The following is a 17,455-nucleotide window of genomic DNA, read 5'->3' as shown; positions in this document are numbered from 1 at the left end:
TCCTTGAGACCTGGATCAGCCGACAATGCTTGCGTTGCGCGAAATCATGCGACATGAGAAGCGCCGCGGTCGCTCCTGGCCGCGCCGATCTTCCATGGAGACCATCAAGCTCATGGCCTTTCTTGCCGACACCCTTTCCCGCGTAAAGCCTTCCGCCACCATCGCGGTGACGCAGAAAGCGCGCGAGCTGAAAAATGCCGGCCGTGACATTATCGGCCTCGGCGCCGGCGAACCGGACTTCGACACGCCCGACAATATCAAGAATGCGGCGATCGAGGCGATCCGCCGTGGCGAAACCAAGTATCCGCCGGTTTCGGGCATCGTGCCGCTGCGCGAGGCGATCGCGAAGAAATTCAAGCGCGAGAACAATCTCGACTACAAGCCCGAGCAGACCATCGTCGGTACGGGCGGCAAGCAGATCCTGTTCAACGCCTTCATGGCGACGCTGAACCCCGGCGACGAGGTCATCATTCCCCGCCCCTACTGGGTCAGCTACCCCGAGATGGTGGCGATTTGCGGCGGCACCTCAGTGTTTGCCGACACCTCGATCGACAACGGCTTCAAGCTGACCGCTTCCGTGCTGGAAAAGGCGATCACGCCGAAGACCAAATGGCTGCTGATGAACTCGCCGTCGAACCCGTCGGGTGCTGCCTATACCGAGGCCGAACTGCGCAAGCTGGCCGACGTGCTGTTGAAGCATCCGCATGTCTGGACGCTGACCGACGACATGTACGAGCACCTGACTTATGGCGATTTCGTCTTCAAGACCATCGCCGAGGTCGAGCCTAAGCTCTATGAGCGCACGCTGACCATGAACGGCGTCTCGAAAGCCTATGCAATGACCGGCTGGCGCATCGGTTATGCGGCGGGCCCGGTCCAACTGATCAAGGCGATGGACATGATCCAGGGTCAGCAGACATCGGGCGCCTGCACCATTGCGCAATGGGCATCCGTCGAGGCGCTGAATGGCCCGCAGGATTTCATCGCCAGAAACAAGGCGATCTTTCAAGGCAGGCGCGACCTTGTCGTGTCGATGCTCAACCAGGCGCGCGGCATCACCTGTCCGTCGCCGGAAGGCGCCTTCTATGTCTATCCCTCCTGCGCCCAGCTGATCGGCAAGAAGACCAAGGCCGGCAAGCCGATCGACACCGACGAAACCTTCTGCTCGGAATTGCTCGAAGCCGAGGGCGTCGCGGTGGTGTTCGGCTCGGCCTTCGGCCTCGGCCCCAACTTCCGCATCTCCTACGCCACCTCGGAGACGCTTCTGGAAGAAGCCTGCACGCGCATCCAGCGCTTTACGGCTTCGCTGACCTGACTGGCGCACTATGACCGTAAAAAACCGGCCTCACCGCCGGTTTTTTAATGGCCGTCAGCCTCACGCCTCGTGCTGGGTCTCTTTGGCCGAGCGCGCCTCGGCCGGCGCCAGCACGGCAAACAGCAGTGCGGCGGTGAGGAACGCGCCTATCGCTGCCGTCAGCATCGCGGCATGGAAGCCGCCGGCATAGGCGGCAGCAAAGAGCTCATGCACGCCGCTTTCGCCCATCGCCGCATCGGTTGCGAAATCATGCCGTGAAATTGCAGCACGGGCCACCGCTTCCGCGTTGGCGACACCGGCATCGCCGAGATACCCGCTCAAAAGGTTGGTTGCCCGCATGCTCATTAAGGCGCCGAGCAAGGCGATGCCGATGGCAAGACCGCTCTGGCGGGTGGCGTTGATGACCGCCGACACCATGCCCGAGCGCTCGCGCGGCGCATAGGACATGGCCGCGGCGCTGCCGGTCGGAATCGCCAGCGCATTGCCCAGGCCGCCGATGGCGAACAGAAGGCACAGCATCGCGTAGGACGTCGAAGGGCCGGCCCAGCACATGCCGAGCATGGACAGACCGATAGCAACATAGCCGATGGTCATCAGCGCGGAGTGACCATAGCGCGCGCTCAGCCTGCCGATCCATGGCGACACCACGATCTGGACGATGAAGGCCGGCGCCATGCGCAGGCCGGTCTGCGTCGGCGACCAGCCCTGCGCCTGCTGCAGGAACATCGAAAAGAAGAAGACGCTGGAATAGGAGGTGAAGCCGAGCGCGAACGAAGCGACATTGGCGACGGCAAAGCGGACATCGCGGAACAGGCCAAGCGGCAGCATCGGGCGTGCCGTGCGCGCCTCGAAGCCGAGGAAAGCAGCCAGGCCGACGACGCCGGCGATGAGCGCCGTGACCGTCCTTGGCTCGCCCCAGCCATTCTCGCCGGCCGAGATCAGGCCAAAGGTCAGCGCCCCCAACCACAGGATGCTGAGAGCCAGGCCGACGAGATCGAGGTGGGCATGTTCGGGATGTGCCGTCTCGTTGATCGAAGCAGCACCGAGCGCGATCGTGATCAAGCCAAGCGGCAGGTTGATCAGGAAGATGCTTTGCCAGCCGACGGTCTCGACCAGGATGCCACCGAGGACGGGACCAACGAGCAGAGAGATGGCGGCGAATGACGCCCAGCCGCCAATGACGCCGGCGCGCTGGCGCGCATCGGGAAAGGCTTGCGTCAGGATCGACAGCGCGCCTGGAATGAGCAGCGAGCCGGCGATGCCCTGTACGACCCTGCCGGCCAGCAGCACCGGCAGGTTGGGCGCGACGGCGCAGATCAGCGAGCCGGCCACGAAGATGCCGACGCCGGCCAGCCATGAGCGCTTGCGGCCATAGCGGTCGCCGATCAGGCCGGACGACAGCATGAAGGCGGACAGGCACAGCGTGTAGGCGTCGACCACCCATTGCAGGCCGCCGAAATCGGTGTGCAACGCCTGCTGGATGGTCGGCAGCGCGACATTGACGATGCTGACGTCGAGCAGAGCCACGAACGAACCAAGATAGACAGCGGCGACCAGGGGCAAACGGTGCTTTGACATGGCTACGTCCGGACGTGAGTTTCGCAATCATCACTGACCGACGGTCAGTTGAACGGGCGGCATGGCGCTGTCGATCCGGCGATTGAGCATGGCCTGCGCCACGATACGGGACTCGCCGCGTGTCGCCCTATTCTAAAAATGTCGCGGCAGGAAGAGAAGCCGGCTTCCTGCGGACTGAGCATTCAGCCGCCATATTGTTCCGATGTCACCCCCTCCAGCCAATCGACATGCACATCGTCGAGCGCCTCTTGCATCGCGATATGCGTCATCGCCGATTTCAGCGCCGCGCCATGCCAGTGTTTTTCGCCAGGCGCGAACGAGATGACGTCGCCGGCCCTGATCTCCTGGATCGGGCCGCCCCACGTCTGGGCAAGCCCGGCGCCCACCGTCACGTAAAGCGTCTGGCCAACTGGGTGCGTATGCCAGTGGGTGCGCGCGCCCGGCTCGAAGCTGACCAGCGTGGCCCGCAGCCGCGCCGGCGCCTCTTTCTCGATGATCGGCGTCTGCAGCACCCGGCCGGTGAAGTATTTTTCCGGCGCGATGATGGTCGGCACGCTACCGCAGGCAATGATCTTCATGGGTCGATAGTCCTTCAAAACAGCGGGCGACGGGTCGCCTGTTTTCAGTTTCCGCCGATATCGGCCGACGTGCAACAGTTTCCGGCTGCCAGCCCACATATGATCCGCACCGGTCTACGGCCGAGCGAAGGATTTCTATTTTTCTTGCCCTGCCGGCAAACAAGTGGGACGATGGCTTTGGGCAGGTGGCACTTGAAAAGAACCCCGCCCGCGACGGTCGAACAGGCCGGCCGCCGCTCAGGACCGATTGACCACGCCTGAACCATGCATGCCAGTCGGTCCTACGGGAAACGCCTGAGTGGAGGTCAGTTATGGGTACTCGCGCCGGAGGACGACGCACGGGACCGAAATGCATTGCCATAGTCGGTCCCTTTGCAAGCGGTAAGACGACACTTCTCGAAGCCATACTGGCCCGTACGGGCTCAATTCCCCGACAAAATCCCGTTTCATCAGGCAACACCGTTTCGGATCATTCGCCCGAGGCGCGCGCCCACGCCATGAGCGTCGAGGCGACGATCGCCACCACCGAATTCATGGGCGAGCAGATCACCTTCGTCGACTGTCCCGGCTCCATCGAATTCTCTTTCGAGGCCGAACCGGTGCTGGCCGCCTGCGACCTCGCAGTGGTCGTAGCCGAGGCCGACGAAAAGAAGATCCCTGCCCTACAACTGATCATGCGCAAGCTCGACGATCTCGGCGTGCCGCGCATTCTGTTCCTCAACAAGGTCGACAAGGCAATCACCGGCGTGCGCGACACGCTGAAGATGCTGCAGCCGGCCAGTGCCGTGCCGTTGCTGCTGCGCCAGATTCCGCTGCGCAAGGACGGCGTCGTCATTGGTTCGATCGACCTGGCGCTGGAGCGCGCCTACATCTATCGCGAATATGCGGAAAGCGAGGTGGCGCAGATTCCCGGCGACGACAAGGCGCGCGAGCTCGAGGCGCGTTTCTCGATGCTGGAGACGCTGGCCGACCATGATGACCAGTTGATGGAACAACTGCTCGAGGAGATCGAGCCTCCCAAGGACGCGATCTTCGACGACCTCGCCGCCGACCTGCGCGACGGCGCGGTGACCCCGGTGCTGATCGGCACCGCCGAGAAAGGCAACGGCGTGCTGCGCCTCCTGAAGGCGATCCGCCACGACGCGCCCGACATCGAGGCGACCCGCAAACGGCTCGGTGCACCCGACGGCGCGGCTACTCTGGTCCAGGTGATGAAGACCATCCACACCTCGCATGGCGGCAAGCTGTCGGTGTCGCGCATCCTCTCCGGTCAGGTCGTCGACGGTTCCGAACTCTGGCTGCCCGGCGGCGACACGGCCAAGGTTTCCGGCATCTACCGGATGCTCGGCAAGGACCAGTCCAAGCTCTCCATCGCCAAGGCCGGCGATACGGTGGCACTGGGCAAGCTGGACGAGGTCAAGACCGGCCAGACGCTGAGCTCGGCCAAGGGCGGCATCAAGCCGCTCGTCCAGTTCGAGCCGCCGCAGCCGGTCTTCGCCTTCGCACTCCGCCCCAAGGAGCGCAAGGACGAAGTGAAGATGTCGGCTGCCATCCAGCGGCTGGCCGAGGAGGACCCCTCGCTCAGCCTGAGCCACAACCAGGACTCGGCTGAAACCGTGCTGTCGGGCCATGGCGAGATGCATCTGCGCGTGGTGCGCGAGCGGCTGGAGGGCAAGAACCAGATACCGGTCGAAGGCCATCCGCCGGCGGTGCCCTATCGCGAGACGATCCGCAAATCGGCGCAACAGCGCGGCCGTCACAAGAAACAGTCCGGCGGACATGGCCAGTTCGGCGACGTGGTGATCGAGATCAAGCCGCTGCCGCGCGGCTCCGGCTTCCAGTTTACCGACACCATCACCGGCGGGGTCGTGCCCAAGACCTACATCCAGTCGGTCGAGACAGGGGTCCGCGACTATCTGAAATCCGGGCCGCTGGGCTTTCCGGTCGTCGATGTCGCAGTCAACCTGTCGGACGGCTCCTACCATGCGGTCGATTCCTCCGACATGGCCTTCCAGATGGCGGCCAGGCTGGCAATGAAGGAAGGCATGGCCGCGTGCTTGCCGGTGCTCCTGGAGCCCGTGATGAGGGTCGAGATCGTCACACCCTCCGACGCTACCTCGAAGATCATCGCTCTCATCCCGCAGCGGCGCGGCCAGATTCTCGGCTATGACGCGCGGCCTGACTGGCCGGGCTGGGATGTCGTCGAAGCAACCATGCCGCAAGCCGAGATCGGCGACCTGATCATCGAGTTGCGCTCGGCGACCGCGGGCGTCGCCAGCTACCGTGCCGTCTTCGACCACATGGCCGAACTCACCGGCCGTCTGGCCGACGACGCGATGAACACCAACGGCAAGGCTGCCTGATGGCGTGGCGTTCCTCTCGAACTGATTCGAGGGGGACAAAAGAAAACGACGTCCGGCGGGGACCGGACGTCGTTTTGTTCGCGGACCGTTTCCTTGGGAGGTAAAACGGCAGGTCCGCCGCATTTGATGCCGCCGAAATCAGGCGGAGAAACGGTTCGGACGCGGTAGCCGCCTGAGCCCGGGCCGTACGAGTGATGCCCCCATCTCCCGTCCGAACCACACCGCGTCCTATGATCCACATAGCAGGTCGCGGGCGTCCGGGATATGTTACCAGAGGTTACATGTCACCGTTACGTGGCAATTGTGATGGAATTTTTGGCCGGCCCAACAGGGCACAGGCAACAAAAAAGCCGGATCAATGAAGATCCGGCTGAGTTTGATTGGAGTGCCTGTTAAGGCTAACCTCCAGAGGGGAACACTCGAGGGCGCTAATGGGAGGAGAACGCGCCCAGGAGATGATCTATATATGTGCTCATCATGCCCAAGAAACAAGCATCTATTTTGCAACACACACATGCAAAAAGACGCAGGCTGTGGTCTAACCCATTCCAGAAGCCAATAGGACCAGCAGAATCGTCGAAATGGAGCGCTGAATCGGGCAATTGCAACTACAGAATCGCCAATCTCGGCTGGCTTTCGGCTCGAAATGCCAAAACTGGGCAATGATGTGGAAGCGGGCAGCAGGCGTGCATTTCTAAGGCAATCGGGGAGGAAGCAGCCAATGCGCACGTTTTCGGCGATCGCCGGCAGTGCGGCCTTCTTCATCGCGGCGCCCTGCGTGGTTGCCGGGCTGGTGCCGTGGCTGTTGACCGATCGCTGGGGCTTGCCGTGGTCTGGTCTGCCGGGCTTTGTCCCCGTCGGCGGGCTTCTGATCGCCGCCGCGATCGCAGCGCTGCTGCATGCCTTCGGTCGATTCGCGCTTGAGGGCCTCGGCACGCCCGCCCCGGTCGCGCCTACCGAGAGGTTGGTGATCGGCGGCATCTACCGTCATGTCCGCAACCCGATGTATGTCGCCGTGCTGTCGATCATCCTCGGCCAGGCATTGCTGTTCTCGAGCTGGATGCTGGCCGCCTATGCAGTCATCGGCGCGATCGCCATGGGCTCGTTCGTGCGGTTCTACGAGGAGCCGACCTTGGCCCACCGCTACGGCGCCGAATACGACACCTACCGCCGCAACGTCCCGGGCTGGCTGCCTCGGCTGTCGCCCTGGCGGGGGTAGGTGAAACCGGCAGCGCCATCTCAGGGCACGTTGCTTAGAATGACCAGCTTCTAGCCTTGGCGATGATAAAGTCACGGAACACGTGCAGCTTGGCCTGGTTCTTCATCGCATCCGGATAGGCAAAATAGGTGTCGAAAGACGGCACCTCGGTCTCCGGCAGCAGCTGCACCAGATCGGAGTCCTTGCTGATCACATAGTCGGGCAGCATGGCGATGCCGGCGCCACCCTGCACCGCACGCTTGATCGACAATATGTCGTTGATCTGCAGCGTCGGCACTCTTTGTCCGCCTTCGAAATCACCGACCGTTTCCAGCCAGTTCAGCTCCGACAGATGCGACGGCACCGGCACGCCGAAGGTGACGATGCGGTGGGCCTTCAGCTCTGCAACGGAAGACGGCTTGCCGTACTTGGCGACATAGGATGGCGCCGCGTAGAGATGGAAATGCACGGTGAACAGGCGGCGTTGGATCAGGTCCGGCTGCTGCGGCTGGCGCAGCCGGATGGCACAATCGGCCTGGCGCATGGTGAGGTCGAGTTCCTCGTTGGCGAGGATCAACTGCAGGCTGATTTCGGGATAGAGCTCGATGAATTCCTGCACCCGCTCGGTCAGCCAGCCGGCGCCCAGCCCCACCGTCGTCGTCACCCGCAGCACGCCCGAGGGGCGATCCTTGGTCTCGGTCAGCCGGGACTTTATTGTCTCCAGCTTCATCAGCACGTCATGCGCCGTGCGAAACAGCATCTCACCCTGCTCGGTCAACACCAGCCCGCGGGCGTGGCGGTTGAACAGCGGCACGCCGACATCATGCTCGAGCGCGCTGACCTGCCGCGAGATCGCCGATTGCGACAGATGCAATGTCTCGGCCGCATGGGTAAACGACCCCGCCTCCGCCGCAGCGTGAAACACGCGTAGCTTGTCCCAGTCCAACGCCATGATTCCCCTCGTTCTGTTTTGGCGTCTGAATGAAAAATCAGGCTTTTACACGGCGTTTTCTAAGCCGCTCTCTGAACTCTCTACTCGGCCGCTTCGCGATGCACTTCGATGCCGGCCAGATACTTCTCCGCCTCGAGTGCGGCCATGCAGCCGAGCCCCGCTGCCGTGACCGCCTGGCGGTAGATATCGTCGGTCACATCGCCGGCCGCGAACACGCCCGGCACATCGGTGCGGGTCGAATCCGGCGCCGTCCACAGATAGCCGTTCGGCTTCTGCTTGAGCTTGCCGGCGAACAGTTCAACCGCCGGCGCATGGCCGATGGCCACGAACACGCCGTCGATCTTGAGGTGCGACATCTCGCCGGTCACCGCATGCTTGAGCTTCAGCCCCTCGACCGAGGGCGGCAGCGGCGTCTTGCCGGGCCGACCGGTGATCTCGTCGACGATCGTGTCCCAGATGACGCGGACATTGTCCTTCTTCAGAAGCCGCTCGCGCAGGATACGTTCGGCGCGAAAATCGCTGCGCCTGTGGATGACCGTCACGCTCCTGGCGAGATTGGACAGATAGAGCGCCTCTTCCACTGCTGAATTGCCGCCGCCGATCACCGCGACATCCTTGCCCCGGTAGAAGAAGCCGTCGCAGGTGGCGCAGGCCGAGACGCCAAAACCCATGAAGTCCTGCTCGGTCGGAATGCCCAGCCATTTCGCTTGCGCGCCGGTGGCGATGATCAGAGCGTCGGCGGTGTAGGTGGTACCGGAATCGCCCTTGGCACGGAACGGTCGCACGTTGAGGTCGACCTCGGTGATGATGTCGTTGATGATGTCGGTGCCGACATGCTCGGCCTGTTTCAGCATCTGCTCCATCAGCCACGGACCCTGGATCGGGTCGGCGAAGCCGGGATAGTTCTCGACATCGGTGGTGATCATCAACTGCCCGCCTTGCTGCAGGCCGGCGACCAGCATCGGCTTCAGCATGGCGCGGGCGGCATAGACGGCCGCCGTATACCCGGCCGGGCCGGAACCGATGATGAGAACGGGCGCGTGCTTGGTGGTCATCTAAAGCCTCTGCGGAGGGCTGCCGGCAATTGCGGCATGGAAAACTCGATCATTGTCGCGCGTAATGTAAGTGTTGCCCACGACGCCAGCAAGGCAAGTTGGAGTTCGTCCCCGGAAAGCTTTGTCACACCTGTCGCCCGCTGATCCCGCGAAATATACGGGCGAAGGATGGAATGGACAGCGAAGCCGTTTAATTACAAAATCACGCAAGATTCTTGCGTATTGCCCCTCATGATCGAGAGCCCCCATGCCGCTCAAGGCCGACCTCGACGCCATCGACTGGAAGATCCTGCGCGAATTGCAGGGCGACGGCCGCATGACCAATGTCGAACTGTCGAACCGCGTCGGCATTTCGGCGCCGCCATGCCTGCGCCGCGTCAAGCGCCTTGAGGAAGCTGGCATCATCCGTGGCTACCGCGCTCTGCTCAACGCACCAGCGCTCGGCCTCGATATCGTTGCCTTCTGCCTGGTCGGCCTGCATCATCAGGCCGATGCCGAGCTGCGCATCTTTGCCGAGCGCACCCGCGGCTGGCCGATCGTACGTGACGCCTGGATGGTGTCGGGCGAATCCGATTTCCTGCTGCATTGCGTGGCGAGCGACCTCGGCGCCTTCCAGACCTTCGTCATCGAGGAACTGACCTCGACCCCGAATGTCGACACGGTGCGAACCGCGCTCACCATCCGCCGGGTCAAGGACGAAGGGCTGGTCTCGTTCGCACAGCCTTGAGCCGGTTGAACCGCAGCGGGATTTCGCCGATGCGGCTTGAACGCCTCGCCATATCAGCGCCGCTTTGGCGTTCGATAGGCACTCCTGTGAGGCCGGATGTCCAGCCGTAGCCGCCTTGTTGGTTTCCTAGAGCAATTCCAGAAAAAGTGTGTAACGGTTTTCCTGGGAAAAAGCGCATAGCGCTTTCGGGATTGCACAATACAGGTGGCGCAGGGCAGCCCAATTCCGAGAACAGTGTGCCGTGGGGTGGGACGATGACTCGATTTTCTAGCCCGGTTTCGGCGCTGGTCATCTGCATGAACGAGGCCGACATGATCGGCGAATGCCTGGAAAGCGTCGACTTCTGCGCCGAGATCATCGTCGTCGATTCAGGCTCGACGGACAGCACTCTGGACGTCGTGAATGGGTTCATCGCCAAGGGCTACCCGATACGGCTGTTTCACAATGATTGGCCGGGCTTTCCTCGTCAGCGGCAATTCGCGCTCGATCAGGCCACGCAACCGTGGTGCCTTTCGATTGAAGCCGACGAGGCCATCGACGACGTTCTCAGGCAGTCGATCATGAATGTGACGCAGCTTGGGAATGACGCTTTCGACGGATGGTACATCAGGCGCCGCGACAAGCTGAAGGGTTACGGCTATGCGCACCGATGGGTGCTGCACAACAGGCTGCTGCGTCTTTTCCGCCGCGACAAGGCGACCATGGACCTCAATCTGCGGGTCCATGAGTCGTTCGAGGTGCCGGGCGAAACCGGCACCATAGAAAATGGCGTGCTGCTGCATCGCCGCGAAATGACTATTGCCGAGGATCTGGCGAGAGCCAACACCTACTCCAGCTTCAAGGTCGCCACGCTGGTCGAACGAGCCAAGAAGCCTGGCCTGATAAGACTGGTGCTGTCGCCGCTTGGCAACTTCCTGAAGTTTTACCTGGCCAAGCGCTACTTCCTGTGCGGCCGGCACGGGTTCGTCTATTCCATGCTGGTGATGGTGTATTCGTTCGCCACCGAGGCCAAGCTCTATGAAGCCTGGCGAGACAACGATCGGGTATAAACCGTTACGACGCGCCCGAAACGGCCCCAAGTGCAGCTATCGCAGCGAGCAGGCCGTCGAAGTCCGCGCGGTCGCACCAAGGCCGAATTGTGAAGCCCGGTCCGACAGCCGCTTGCCCGTCCACCAGCCAGCCCTGCGAGAGGCCGGCGCGTTGTCCCGCCTCCATATCGGCCTCCTTGTCGCCGACGATCAGCGAACGCCGCAGATCGAGCCGGAGACGGCTGGCCGCCTCAAGCAGCATGCCCGGATTGGGCTTGCGCATCGGATGATCTGCGGCCGCGAGCGGGCCGGAGCCCGCCTCGTGATAGGCGCAGGCAAGGACCATATCGACGAATGCACTGTCGGCGCGCAGCAGCTCGAGGACGCGGCCATTGACGGCGGCGAAATCGCCCCAGCCGAAATAGCCGCGCGCGATGCCCGACTGGTTGGTGACGATGATGACGGGAATGCCGGCCCGGTTGGCGGCGGCTATCACCTCGGCTATATCCGCGCGCAGCACCATTTCGGCCGGATCATCCGGGTAGCCCGTATCGACGTTGATGGTGCCGTCGCGATCGAGGAACAGCGCCGGCGAGCCGGCAGCGAACACCCTTGAGCCGACCTGCTCGACCCATAGGCCCGGCTCCGCCAGCGGATAGCCGCCAGAGGTCGTGGGATCAGCCATTGCTGAGGCGCGCTTCGACCACCTCGCACAGATGATGATAAAGGCACAGATGCCCCTGCTGGATGATCGGCGTCGAGGTCGACGGCACGTTGAGCAGGATATCGGACAGAGGCTTCAGCTTGCCGCCGGTGTCGCCGGTCATGCCGATCACCGTCATGTCCATCCTCCGTGCCTGTTCGGCGGCGGCGAGGATGCTCGGCGAATTGCCGCTGGTCGAGATTGCCAGAAGCACGCCGCCGGCCGCGCCATGCGCCTCGACCTGGCGCGAAAATACCGTGTCGAAGCCATAGTCGTTGCCCCAGGCGGTCAGCACCGCTGCATTGGCCGGCAACGCGATGACATTGTAGGCCTTGCGCTCCTTGAGAAAGCGGCCGACCAGTTCGCCGGCAATGTGGATGGCGTCGCTGGCAGAGCCGCCATTGCCGGCGATGAGCAAGGCTTTCCCCGACGAAAGCGCCGTCACCACCGCGCTCGCTGCCTGCTCCATCTCACCGGTCAGGTCCCGTTCGACCATGGCTGATATGGCAGCCGCCGAGCGGACAAGGTAATCGTTCAAGTCGGACATGAAACCCTCAGTTTGTGGTGCCGCCGGCGCGCAATTTGCCAATGGTGTTGGTGGTGCTTTTACCGGCGACGAGATCGACCAGCACGACGCGGCCGCCGGCTTTCTGCACCGCATCGGCGCCGACCACGGTGTCGACCGTGTAATCGGCGCCCTTGACCAGTATGTCGGGCAGCAGCGCTTCGATCAGCGCCAGCGGCGTATCTTCCTCGAACACCACGACCGCGTCGACCGAGGCAAGTGCTGCCAGCACACAGGCGCGGTCGTGCTGGTCGTTGACCGGCCGGCCGGCGCCCTTCAGTCGCCGCACCGAGGCATCGCTGTTGAGGCCGAGCACCAGCCGGTCGCACTGGCTGCGCGCCGCGTGCAGCAAGCTGACATGGCCGGCATGCAGGATGTCGAAGCAGCCATTGGTGAAGCCGACGCTCAGGCCCTCTTCCTTCCACGCCGCGACCATGCGCGCAGCCGACGTGGCATCGAGGATGGCGTCCTTGTGGGCCGTCGGTCCATGCGAGCGGAACAGCGCGCCGGTGAGTTCCTCGACCGTCAGCCGCGCGGTGCCGCGTTTTCCCACCACGACGCCACCAGCGGCATTGGCGATCGAAGCCGCCATGACCGTATCGGCGCCTACGGCCAGCGCCAGCGCGAAGCTCGCGATCACCGTGTCGCCGGCGCCCGAAACGTCGAACACTTCGCGCGCCTGGGTGGCGATGTGGCGCGCCTCGTCGGGGCCGACCACGCTCATGCCCTTTTCGCTGCGCGTCGCAACGACGAAGTCGAAGCCATGTGCCGAAATCAGCTGGCGTGCCGCAGCCACGATCTCGTCATCGGCGAACACCGCATGGCCGACGGCCTCGCCGAGTTCCTTGCGGTTGGGGGTAATGGCGGTCGCCCTGGCATAGCGCGCGTAGTCGCGGCCCTTCGGGTCGACCAGCACCGGCTTTCCCGCCTCGCGGCAGATGGCGATCAGATCAGCGGCAACACCGTCGAGCAGGATGCCCTTGCCGTAATCGGACAGGATGACGATGTCGGCGCGCGGCAGCGCATCGCGGAAATGCCGGATCAGGCCAGCGCGCTCCGCAGCACCCAGCGGCTTGATCTCTTCCTCGTCGAAGCGCAGCACCTGCTGGTTGAGCGCGCTGAAGCGGCTCTTCGACGAGGTCATGCGGCCACGCTCTTGCGAGAGGCCCGCCGTATCGGCGCCGAGTTCCCGCAGCATGCGCACCAGATTGTCACCGGCTGAATCAGCGCCGATCACCGACACGGGAACGACGGACGCGCCGAGCGAAACGATGTTGGCCACGACATTGCCGGCGCCGCCCATGGTCGAGGTCTCGCCGCGCCCATGCAGCACCGGGATCGGCGCCTCCGGCGAGATCCGCTCAATGACGCCGTTGACGAAACGATCGAGGATGAAGTCGCCGACCACCAGCACGGTGGCCTGGCCGAACCGCGCAATGGCGCGGTGCAGGGGTTCGGGGGAAGGCGGATTGTGCTTGATCATGTCACTGGCAACGCGAGGGTAAGGCAAATCTCAATCGTGCTGAAAATTGTCAATTTACGGGCCGGATCGTTCATGCCTGCCGATATACCGCAAATCCACGCAGCGCAACGTCAGGACATGACCCGCGACTGTCCGATGCGTCAGCTCTTCTGCAGGGCAACGTGGACGCCAAGCCCGACCAGCACCGCGCCGCCGGCCCGCTGCATCAGCCGCTGTGCGCGGCTCGAACGCCGCAAGCGGCCGATCACGGCGCCCGCCAAGAATACGCAGACGACATCGGCCGAGGAGAACATCAGATTGACGATCGTTCCCAACACGACGAACTGCAGCCAAACCGGAAACGCCGCTGAGGCATCGATGAACTGCGGCAGGAACGCCATGAAGAAGATCGCTGTCTTTGGATTCAGCACCTCGACGGTGATGCTCTCGAAAAAGGCACGTCGTGCCGATTTCCGTTCGATCGCTGGCAGCGCCGCATCGCCGTCCGCGCGCTTGCGAAACAGCGAGACGCCAAGCCAGATCAGATAGAGCGCGCCGACCAGCTTGACCGCCAGGTAGAGCGTCGGCACGGCATGAAACAGCACCGACAGCCCGGCAGCGGCGGCGAAAACATGTACGTAACCGCCAAGATGAATGCCAAGTGCCGCCGTCAGGCCCGACCAGCGGCCACGCGCCATCGTCTGCGCGGCGGCGTAGAGCATGGCCGGGCCGGGAATGTAGGCGAAGATCGCCGTGGTGGCGAAAAACGCGATGAGCAGTTCGGTCGACGGCATTTGTTGTCCCTCAAATCATGCCGGGCGGCACAAACCGACTGAAGCGGAAGCTTTGCGGCGTCACTGTGACATCCGCTTCGTTGCCTGCTTTATCGACAGCCCAGCCTGCCTCCCTTATAAGGACCGGAATCGGCAAGCGAAACGAATATCAGGGCTAACAACATGATCATCGTCACGGGCGGCGCCGGCATGATCGGCTCCAACATCGTCGCTGCGCTGAATGCCGAAGGGCATGACGACATCCTTGTCGTCGACGACCTCACCGACGGCCACAAGATCGCCAATCTCGCCGATCTCAAGATCGCCGACTATCTCGACAAGGACGATTTCCTGCCCCGCATGGAGGCCGGCTCGCTCGGCCGCATCGAGGCCGTCTTCCATCAGGGCGCCTGCTCGACCACCACCGAGTGGAACGGAAAATTCATGATGGAGGTGAATTACGCCTTCTCGAAACGGCTGCTGCATGCAAGCCAGGCACTGCGCGTGCCCTTCCTCTACGCTTCCTCGGCTTCCGTCTATGGCGGCGGCTCGGAGTTCCGCGAGGATCCCGCGCTCGAGTGGCCGCTCAACGTATACGCCTATTCCAAGAAGCTGTTCGACGACTACATCAGGCGAACGGTGTTCGCCGGGCGCACTGGTTTCGATACCGACCATTCACAGGTCGTGGGCTTGCGTTACTTCAACGTCTATGGCCCGCGCGAAGCGCACAAGGGCGCCATGGCCTCGGTCGCCTTCCATCTGTTCAACCAGGTCGAGCGAGGCGAGAACCCGAAACTGTTCGGCGCCTATGACGGGTTCGGACCCGGCGAACAAAGCCGTGACTTCATCCATGTCGGCGATGTCGCCGACGTCAATCTGTGGCTGTGGAAACGGGGTTCAAGCGGCATCTTCAATTGCGGCACCGGCCGTGCCCAGCCCTTCCGCGCCATCGCCGAAACGGTGATCGACACGTTGGGGAAAGGGGAGATTGAATTCATCCCCTTTCCCGACCATCTCAAGGGCAGCTACCAGAGCTTTACGCAAGCTGATATGTCCCGTTTGCGCGCGGCCGGTTACAATGGCCAATTCCGGACAGTGGAAACCGGTGTCAGAGACTATGTCGAATGGCTGAAAGCCCAACGATCCTCGTGATCGGCCCACGCTGGGTGGGCGACATGGTAATGGCGCAGTGCCTGTTTTCGGCGCTGAAGGAGCTGCATCCCAACGCCGTCATCGATGTGCTGGCGCCGGCCTGGGCCGCGCCGCTGGTCAAGCGCATGCCCGAAATCCGCCAGCAGATCGACTTTCCGCTCAAACCCGGCGCGCTCGAATTCACCCATCGCCGCCGCTTCGGCCGCCTGCTGCGCGGCCGCTACGACATGGCCTATATCCTGCCGGGCAGCTGGAAGTCGGCGCTGATCCCGTTCTTTGCCCGCATCCCGCGCCGTGTCGGCAATCTGCGCGAGATGCGCTATGGCCTGTTGACCGACATCGTGCCATTGCCCGACAGCATCAAGCGACGCACCGCGCAGGCCTATTTCGGCCTTGCCCAAGGCGGCAGTTTCCGGGCGCCACGGCTTAGCGTGGACACGAAAAACCAGGTCGACCTGCTCGACCGTTTCGGGCTGGCGCCGCGGAAATTCGTGGCCCTGATGCCCGGCGCCGAATTCGGCCCGGCCAAGCGCTGGCCCAGCGAAAGCTATGCCGGGCTTGCCCGCGATTTCATGGGCAAAGGCTTGAAGGTTGCGCTGTTCGGCTCGAAGAACGACCACGACGTGACGGCGGAGATCGCAGCCCTGGCCCCCGGCGTCGTCGATCTCGCCGGACAGACGCGGCTGGAGGACGCCATCGACCTGATATCCGCCGCAAGGCTGGCCGTGTCCAACGACAGCGGGCTGATGCATGTCGCGGCCGCCGTCGGCACGCCGATCGTCGCCGTCTACGGCTCGACCTCGCCCGAGAACACCCCCCCGCTAGCGGAACGCCGCGAGCTGGTCTGGCTCGGCCTGTCGTGCTCGCCCTGCCACCGGAAGGTCTGTCCGCTCGGCCACCTCAACTGCCTGAAGACGCTGCAAATCGGCCAGGTCGCGGCAGCGGCGGACCGGCTGCTGGACATCCCGGCCGCGGCATGAAGGTGCTGATCGTCAAGACGTCGTCGATGGGCGACGTCATCCACACCTTTCCGGCCATCGAGGATGCCCGACGCCACCGCCCGGACCTGACCTTCGACTGGTGCGTCGAAGAGGCATTTGCCGATATCGTCGCGCTTCACCCGGCGATCGGCAGGACCCATACGGTGGCGATCCGCCGCTGGCGCAAGGCGCTGCTCGATGGCGCCACCTGGCGCGAGGCGGCTGCCCTGCGCCGCACCTTGCGAGATTGCCGCTACGACCTGGTCATCGATGCGCAAGGCCTGCTGAAATCGGCTCTGGTTGCAAGACAGGCAGGCTCCCCCATTGCCGGCTTCAACCGTTCGAGCGTGCGCGAATCTTCTGCGACGCTGTTCTACGATGCCACTTATCCCGTGCCGCGCGACCTGCACGCCATCGAACGGACACGGCGGCTGTTCGGGCTGGCGCTCGGCTATCAGCCCGATCTTTCGACCCTGGATTCCGGCATCGTGCCGCCCGCCGGCACTCTGGCGGGTACTTCTGGAAAAACCGCCTTCCTGCTGCACGGCACCAGCCGCGAAGACAAGAAATGGCCGGTCCAGGACTGGATCGAGACCGCCTGTCTCGTCCTGGATCGAGGCATGACGCCGGTCACCACATGGTCGAACGAGCGCGAGAAGGCCGTGGCCGAGGCGATCGCAGGCGCCGTGCCGTCGACAGTTGTGGTACCGAAATCGCCGCTGGCCGACATCGCTGCATTCATCGGCCGCTCGGAACTGGTCATCGGCGCCGACACCGGGCTGACCCATCTCGCCAGCGCCTTCGGCCTGCCGACGGTTGCGGTGTTCCTGGCAACCGAGCCGGGTCTGACCGGTCCGCGCGGGCAATATGCGTCGACGTTATTGGCTGCGCCTGGGGAGCGTGTGATGCCGGCGGAGGTGGTGGCGGAGGCTGAGAGGCTGCTGGCGCTTAAAGTTGGCGCCAGCACCGGTTGATTTATTCAATGAATTGGAAGGCTAGCGCAGCCTTGAGCTTAGAAGCCGCAGC

Annotated in this window: 16 protein-coding genes; 8 read left to right on the top strand and 8 right to left on the bottom strand. The window is 63.4% G+C overall.

The window, feature by feature from the left end; genetic code table 11:
- Positions 1-112 precede the first annotated feature (112 nt).
- Positions 113-1,315: a pyridoxal phosphate-dependent aminotransferase gene (locus EOA16_RS27570; protein WP_127260956.1), complete on the top strand. Its 1,203-nt coding sequence runs from the start codon at positions 113-115 to the stop codon at positions 1,313-1,315.
- 60 nt (positions 1,316-1,375) lie between these two features.
- Here EOA16_RS27570 and EOA16_RS27565 read toward each other — a convergent pair whose 3' ends face one another.
- Both EOA16_RS27565 and EOA16_RS27560 read right to left on the bottom strand, forming a co-directional pair.
- On the bottom strand, positions 1,376-2,893 hold the full coding sequence (locus EOA16_RS27565; RefSeq protein WP_127260955.1) for an MFS transporter: 1,518 nt from the start codon (positions 2,891-2,893) through the stop codon (positions 1,376-1,378).
- A gap of 182 nt (positions 2,894-3,075) precedes the next feature.
- Positions 3,076-3,471, bottom strand: a complete 396-nt coding sequence (locus tag EOA16_RS27560) for a cupin domain-containing protein (RefSeq protein WP_127260954.1) — start codon at positions 3,469-3,471, stop codon at positions 3,076-3,078.
- A gap of 311 nt (positions 3,472-3,782) precedes the next feature.
- Here EOA16_RS27560 and EOA16_RS27555 point away from each other — a divergent pair, with 311 nt between their 5' ends.
- Together EOA16_RS27555 and EOA16_RS27550 are read left to right on the top strand one after the other, a co-directional pair.
- Complete coding sequence (locus tag EOA16_RS27555; protein ID WP_127260953.1) at positions 3,783-5,834, top strand: elongation factor G; 2,052 nt, start codon at positions 3,783-3,785, stop codon at positions 5,832-5,834.
- Positions 5,835-6,555: 721 nt separating this feature from the next.
- Complete coding sequence (locus tag EOA16_RS27550; RefSeq protein ID WP_127260952.1) at positions 6,556-7,053, top strand: isoprenylcysteine carboxylmethyltransferase family protein; 498 nt, start codon at positions 6,556-6,558, stop codon at positions 7,051-7,053.
- Positions 7,054-7,087: 34 nt separating this feature from the next.
- On the opposite strand, the gene EOA16_RS27545 is transcribed toward EOA16_RS27550, so the two are convergent.
- Together EOA16_RS27545 and trxB are read right to left on the bottom strand one after the other, a co-directional pair.
- The gene (locus EOA16_RS27545; RefSeq protein WP_127260951.1) at positions 7,088-7,984 is read right to left on the bottom strand and encodes a LysR family transcriptional regulator; all 897 of its coding nucleotides are present in this window, start codon (positions 7,982-7,984) and stop codon (positions 7,088-7,090) included.
- A gap of 80 nt (positions 7,985-8,064) precedes the next feature.
- Positions 8,065-9,039, bottom strand: coding sequence for a thioredoxin-disulfide reductase (trxB, locus tag EOA16_RS27540; RefSeq protein WP_127260950.1), 975 nt, complete (start codon positions 9,037-9,039; stop codon positions 8,065-8,067).
- Positions 9,040-9,286: 247 nt separating this feature from the next.
- Between trxB and EOA16_RS27535 the strand changes: the two genes are divergently transcribed.
- Together EOA16_RS27535 and EOA16_RS27530 are read left to right on the top strand one after the other, a co-directional pair.
- Positions 9,287-9,766, top strand: coding sequence for an Lrp/AsnC family transcriptional regulator (locus EOA16_RS27535; protein WP_127260949.1), 480 nt, complete (start codon positions 9,287-9,289; stop codon positions 9,764-9,766).
- 254 nt (positions 9,767-10,020) lie between these two features.
- Complete coding sequence (locus tag EOA16_RS27530) at positions 10,021-10,815, top strand: glycosyltransferase family 2 protein (protein WP_127260948.1); 795 nt, start codon at positions 10,021-10,023, stop codon at positions 10,813-10,815.
- Positions 10,816-10,819: 4 nt separating this feature from the next.
- On the opposite strand, the gene EOA16_RS27525 is transcribed toward EOA16_RS27530, so the two are convergent.
- From EOA16_RS27525 to EOA16_RS27510, 4 genes are all read right to left on the bottom strand, one after another.
- Entirely contained in the window at positions 10,820-11,479 is a 660-nt protein-coding gene (locus tag EOA16_RS27525; RefSeq protein WP_127260947.1) for an HAD-IIIA family hydrolase, read from the bottom strand.
- Positions 11,472-12,044 (bottom strand): SIS domain-containing protein, encoded by a 573-nt coding sequence (locus tag EOA16_RS27520; protein ID WP_013530074.1) that lies wholly within the window; start codon positions 12,042-12,044, stop codon positions 11,472-11,474. Before EOA16_RS27520 ends, EOA16_RS27525 begins: the two co-directional genes overlap by 8 nt.
- Before the next feature lie 7 nt (positions 12,045-12,051).
- The gene (gene rfaE1, locus EOA16_RS27515; RefSeq protein WP_127260946.1) at positions 12,052-13,545 is read right to left on the bottom strand and encodes a D-glycero-beta-D-manno-heptose-7-phosphate kinase; all 1,494 of its coding nucleotides are present in this window, start codon (positions 13,543-13,545) and stop codon (positions 12,052-12,054) included.
- Positions 13,546-13,685: 140 nt separating this feature from the next.
- Positions 13,686-14,318, bottom strand: a complete 633-nt coding sequence (locus tag EOA16_RS27510; RefSeq protein ID WP_027039329.1) for a LysE family translocator — start codon at positions 14,316-14,318, stop codon at positions 13,686-13,688.
- 162 nt (positions 14,319-14,480) lie between these two features.
- On the opposite strand from EOA16_RS27510, the gene rfaD reads away from it, so the two are divergent.
- The 3 genes from rfaD to waaC are packed head-to-tail and all read left to right on the top strand — an operon-like array spanning position 14,481 to position 17,403.
- On the top strand, positions 14,481-15,449 hold the full coding sequence (rfaD, locus tag EOA16_RS27505; protein ID WP_127260945.1) for an ADP-glyceromanno-heptose 6-epimerase: 969 nt from the start codon (positions 14,481-14,483) through the stop codon (positions 15,447-15,449).
- Entirely contained in the window at positions 15,422-16,429 is a 1,008-nt protein-coding gene (gene waaF / locus EOA16_RS27500) for a lipopolysaccharide heptosyltransferase II (RefSeq protein WP_127260944.1), read from the top strand. The genes rfaD and waaF overlap by 28 nt, the downstream gene beginning before the upstream one ends.
- Positions 16,426-17,403, top strand: coding sequence for a lipopolysaccharide heptosyltransferase I (waaC, locus tag EOA16_RS27495; RefSeq protein ID WP_127260943.1), 978 nt, complete (start codon positions 16,426-16,428; stop codon positions 17,401-17,403). The genes waaF and waaC overlap by 4 nt, the downstream gene beginning before the upstream one ends.
- Positions 17,404-17,455: the final 52 nt, after the last annotated feature.

Source organism: Mesorhizobium sp. M7A.F.Ca.US.008.03.1.1 (genome assembly GCF_003997495.1).
GTDB lineage: Bacteria > Pseudomonadota > Alphaproteobacteria > Rhizobiales > Rhizobiaceae > Mesorhizobium.
This window is presented reverse-complemented; position numbering and strand designations above follow the sequence as displayed.

Excerpts from the sequence above, each read along its gene's own strand:
- EOA16_RS27545 (WP_127260951.1), bottom strand. The coding sequence starts at position 7,984 with ATGGCGTTGGACTGGGACAAGCTACGCGTGTTTCACGCTGCGGCGGAG.
- EOA16_RS27550 (WP_127260952.1), top strand. The coding sequence starts at position 6,556 with ATGCGCACGTTTTCGGCGATCGCCGGCAGTGCGGCCTTCTTCATCGCG.
- rfaD (WP_127260945.1), top strand. The coding sequence starts at position 14,481 with ATGATCATCGTCACGGGCGGCGCCGGCATGATCGGCTCCAACATCGTC.
- EOA16_RS27520 (WP_013530074.1), bottom strand. The coding sequence starts at position 12,044 with ATGTCCGACTTGAACGATTACCTTGTCCGCTCGGCGGCTGCCATATCA.
- waaC (WP_127260943.1), top strand. The coding sequence starts at position 16,426 with ATGAAGGTGCTGATCGTCAAGACGTCGTCGATGGGCGACGTCATCCAC.
- EOA16_RS27560 (WP_127260954.1), bottom strand. The coding sequence starts at position 3,471 with ATGAAGATCATTGCCTGCGGTAGCGTGCCGACCATCATCGCGCCGGAA.
- EOA16_RS27555 (WP_127260953.1), top strand. The coding sequence starts at position 3,783 with ATGGGTACTCGCGCCGGAGGACGACGCACGGGACCGAAATGCATTGCC.
- EOA16_RS27570 (WP_127260956.1), top strand. The coding sequence starts at position 113 with ATGGCCTTTCTTGCCGACACCCTTTCCCGCGTAAAGCCTTCCGCCACC.
- waaF (WP_127260944.1), top strand. The coding sequence starts at position 15,422 with ATGGCTGAAAGCCCAACGATCCTCGTGATCGGCCCACGCTGGGTGGGC.
- EOA16_RS27510 (WP_027039329.1), bottom strand. The coding sequence starts at position 14,318 with ATGCCGTCGACCGAACTGCTCATCGCGTTTTTCGCCACCACGGCGATC.
- EOA16_RS27525 (WP_127260947.1), bottom strand. The coding sequence starts at position 11,479 with ATGGCTGATCCCACGACCTCTGGCGGCTATCCGCTGGCGGAGCCGGGC.
- rfaE1 (WP_127260946.1), bottom strand. The coding sequence starts at position 13,545 with ATGATCAAGCACAATCCGCCTTCCCCCGAACCCCTGCACCGCGCCATT.
- EOA16_RS27535 (WP_127260949.1), top strand. The coding sequence starts at position 9,287 with ATGCCGCTCAAGGCCGACCTCGACGCCATCGACTGGAAGATCCTGCGC.
- EOA16_RS27530 (WP_127260948.1), top strand. The coding sequence starts at position 10,021 with ATGACTCGATTTTCTAGCCCGGTTTCGGCGCTGGTCATCTGCATGAAC.
- EOA16_RS27565 (WP_127260955.1), bottom strand. The coding sequence starts at position 2,893 with ATGTCAAAGCACCGTTTGCCCCTGGTCGCCGCTGTCTATCTTGGTTCG.
- trxB (WP_127260950.1), bottom strand. The coding sequence starts at position 9,039 with ATGACCACCAAGCACGCGCCCGTTCTCATCATCGGTTCCGGCCCGGCC.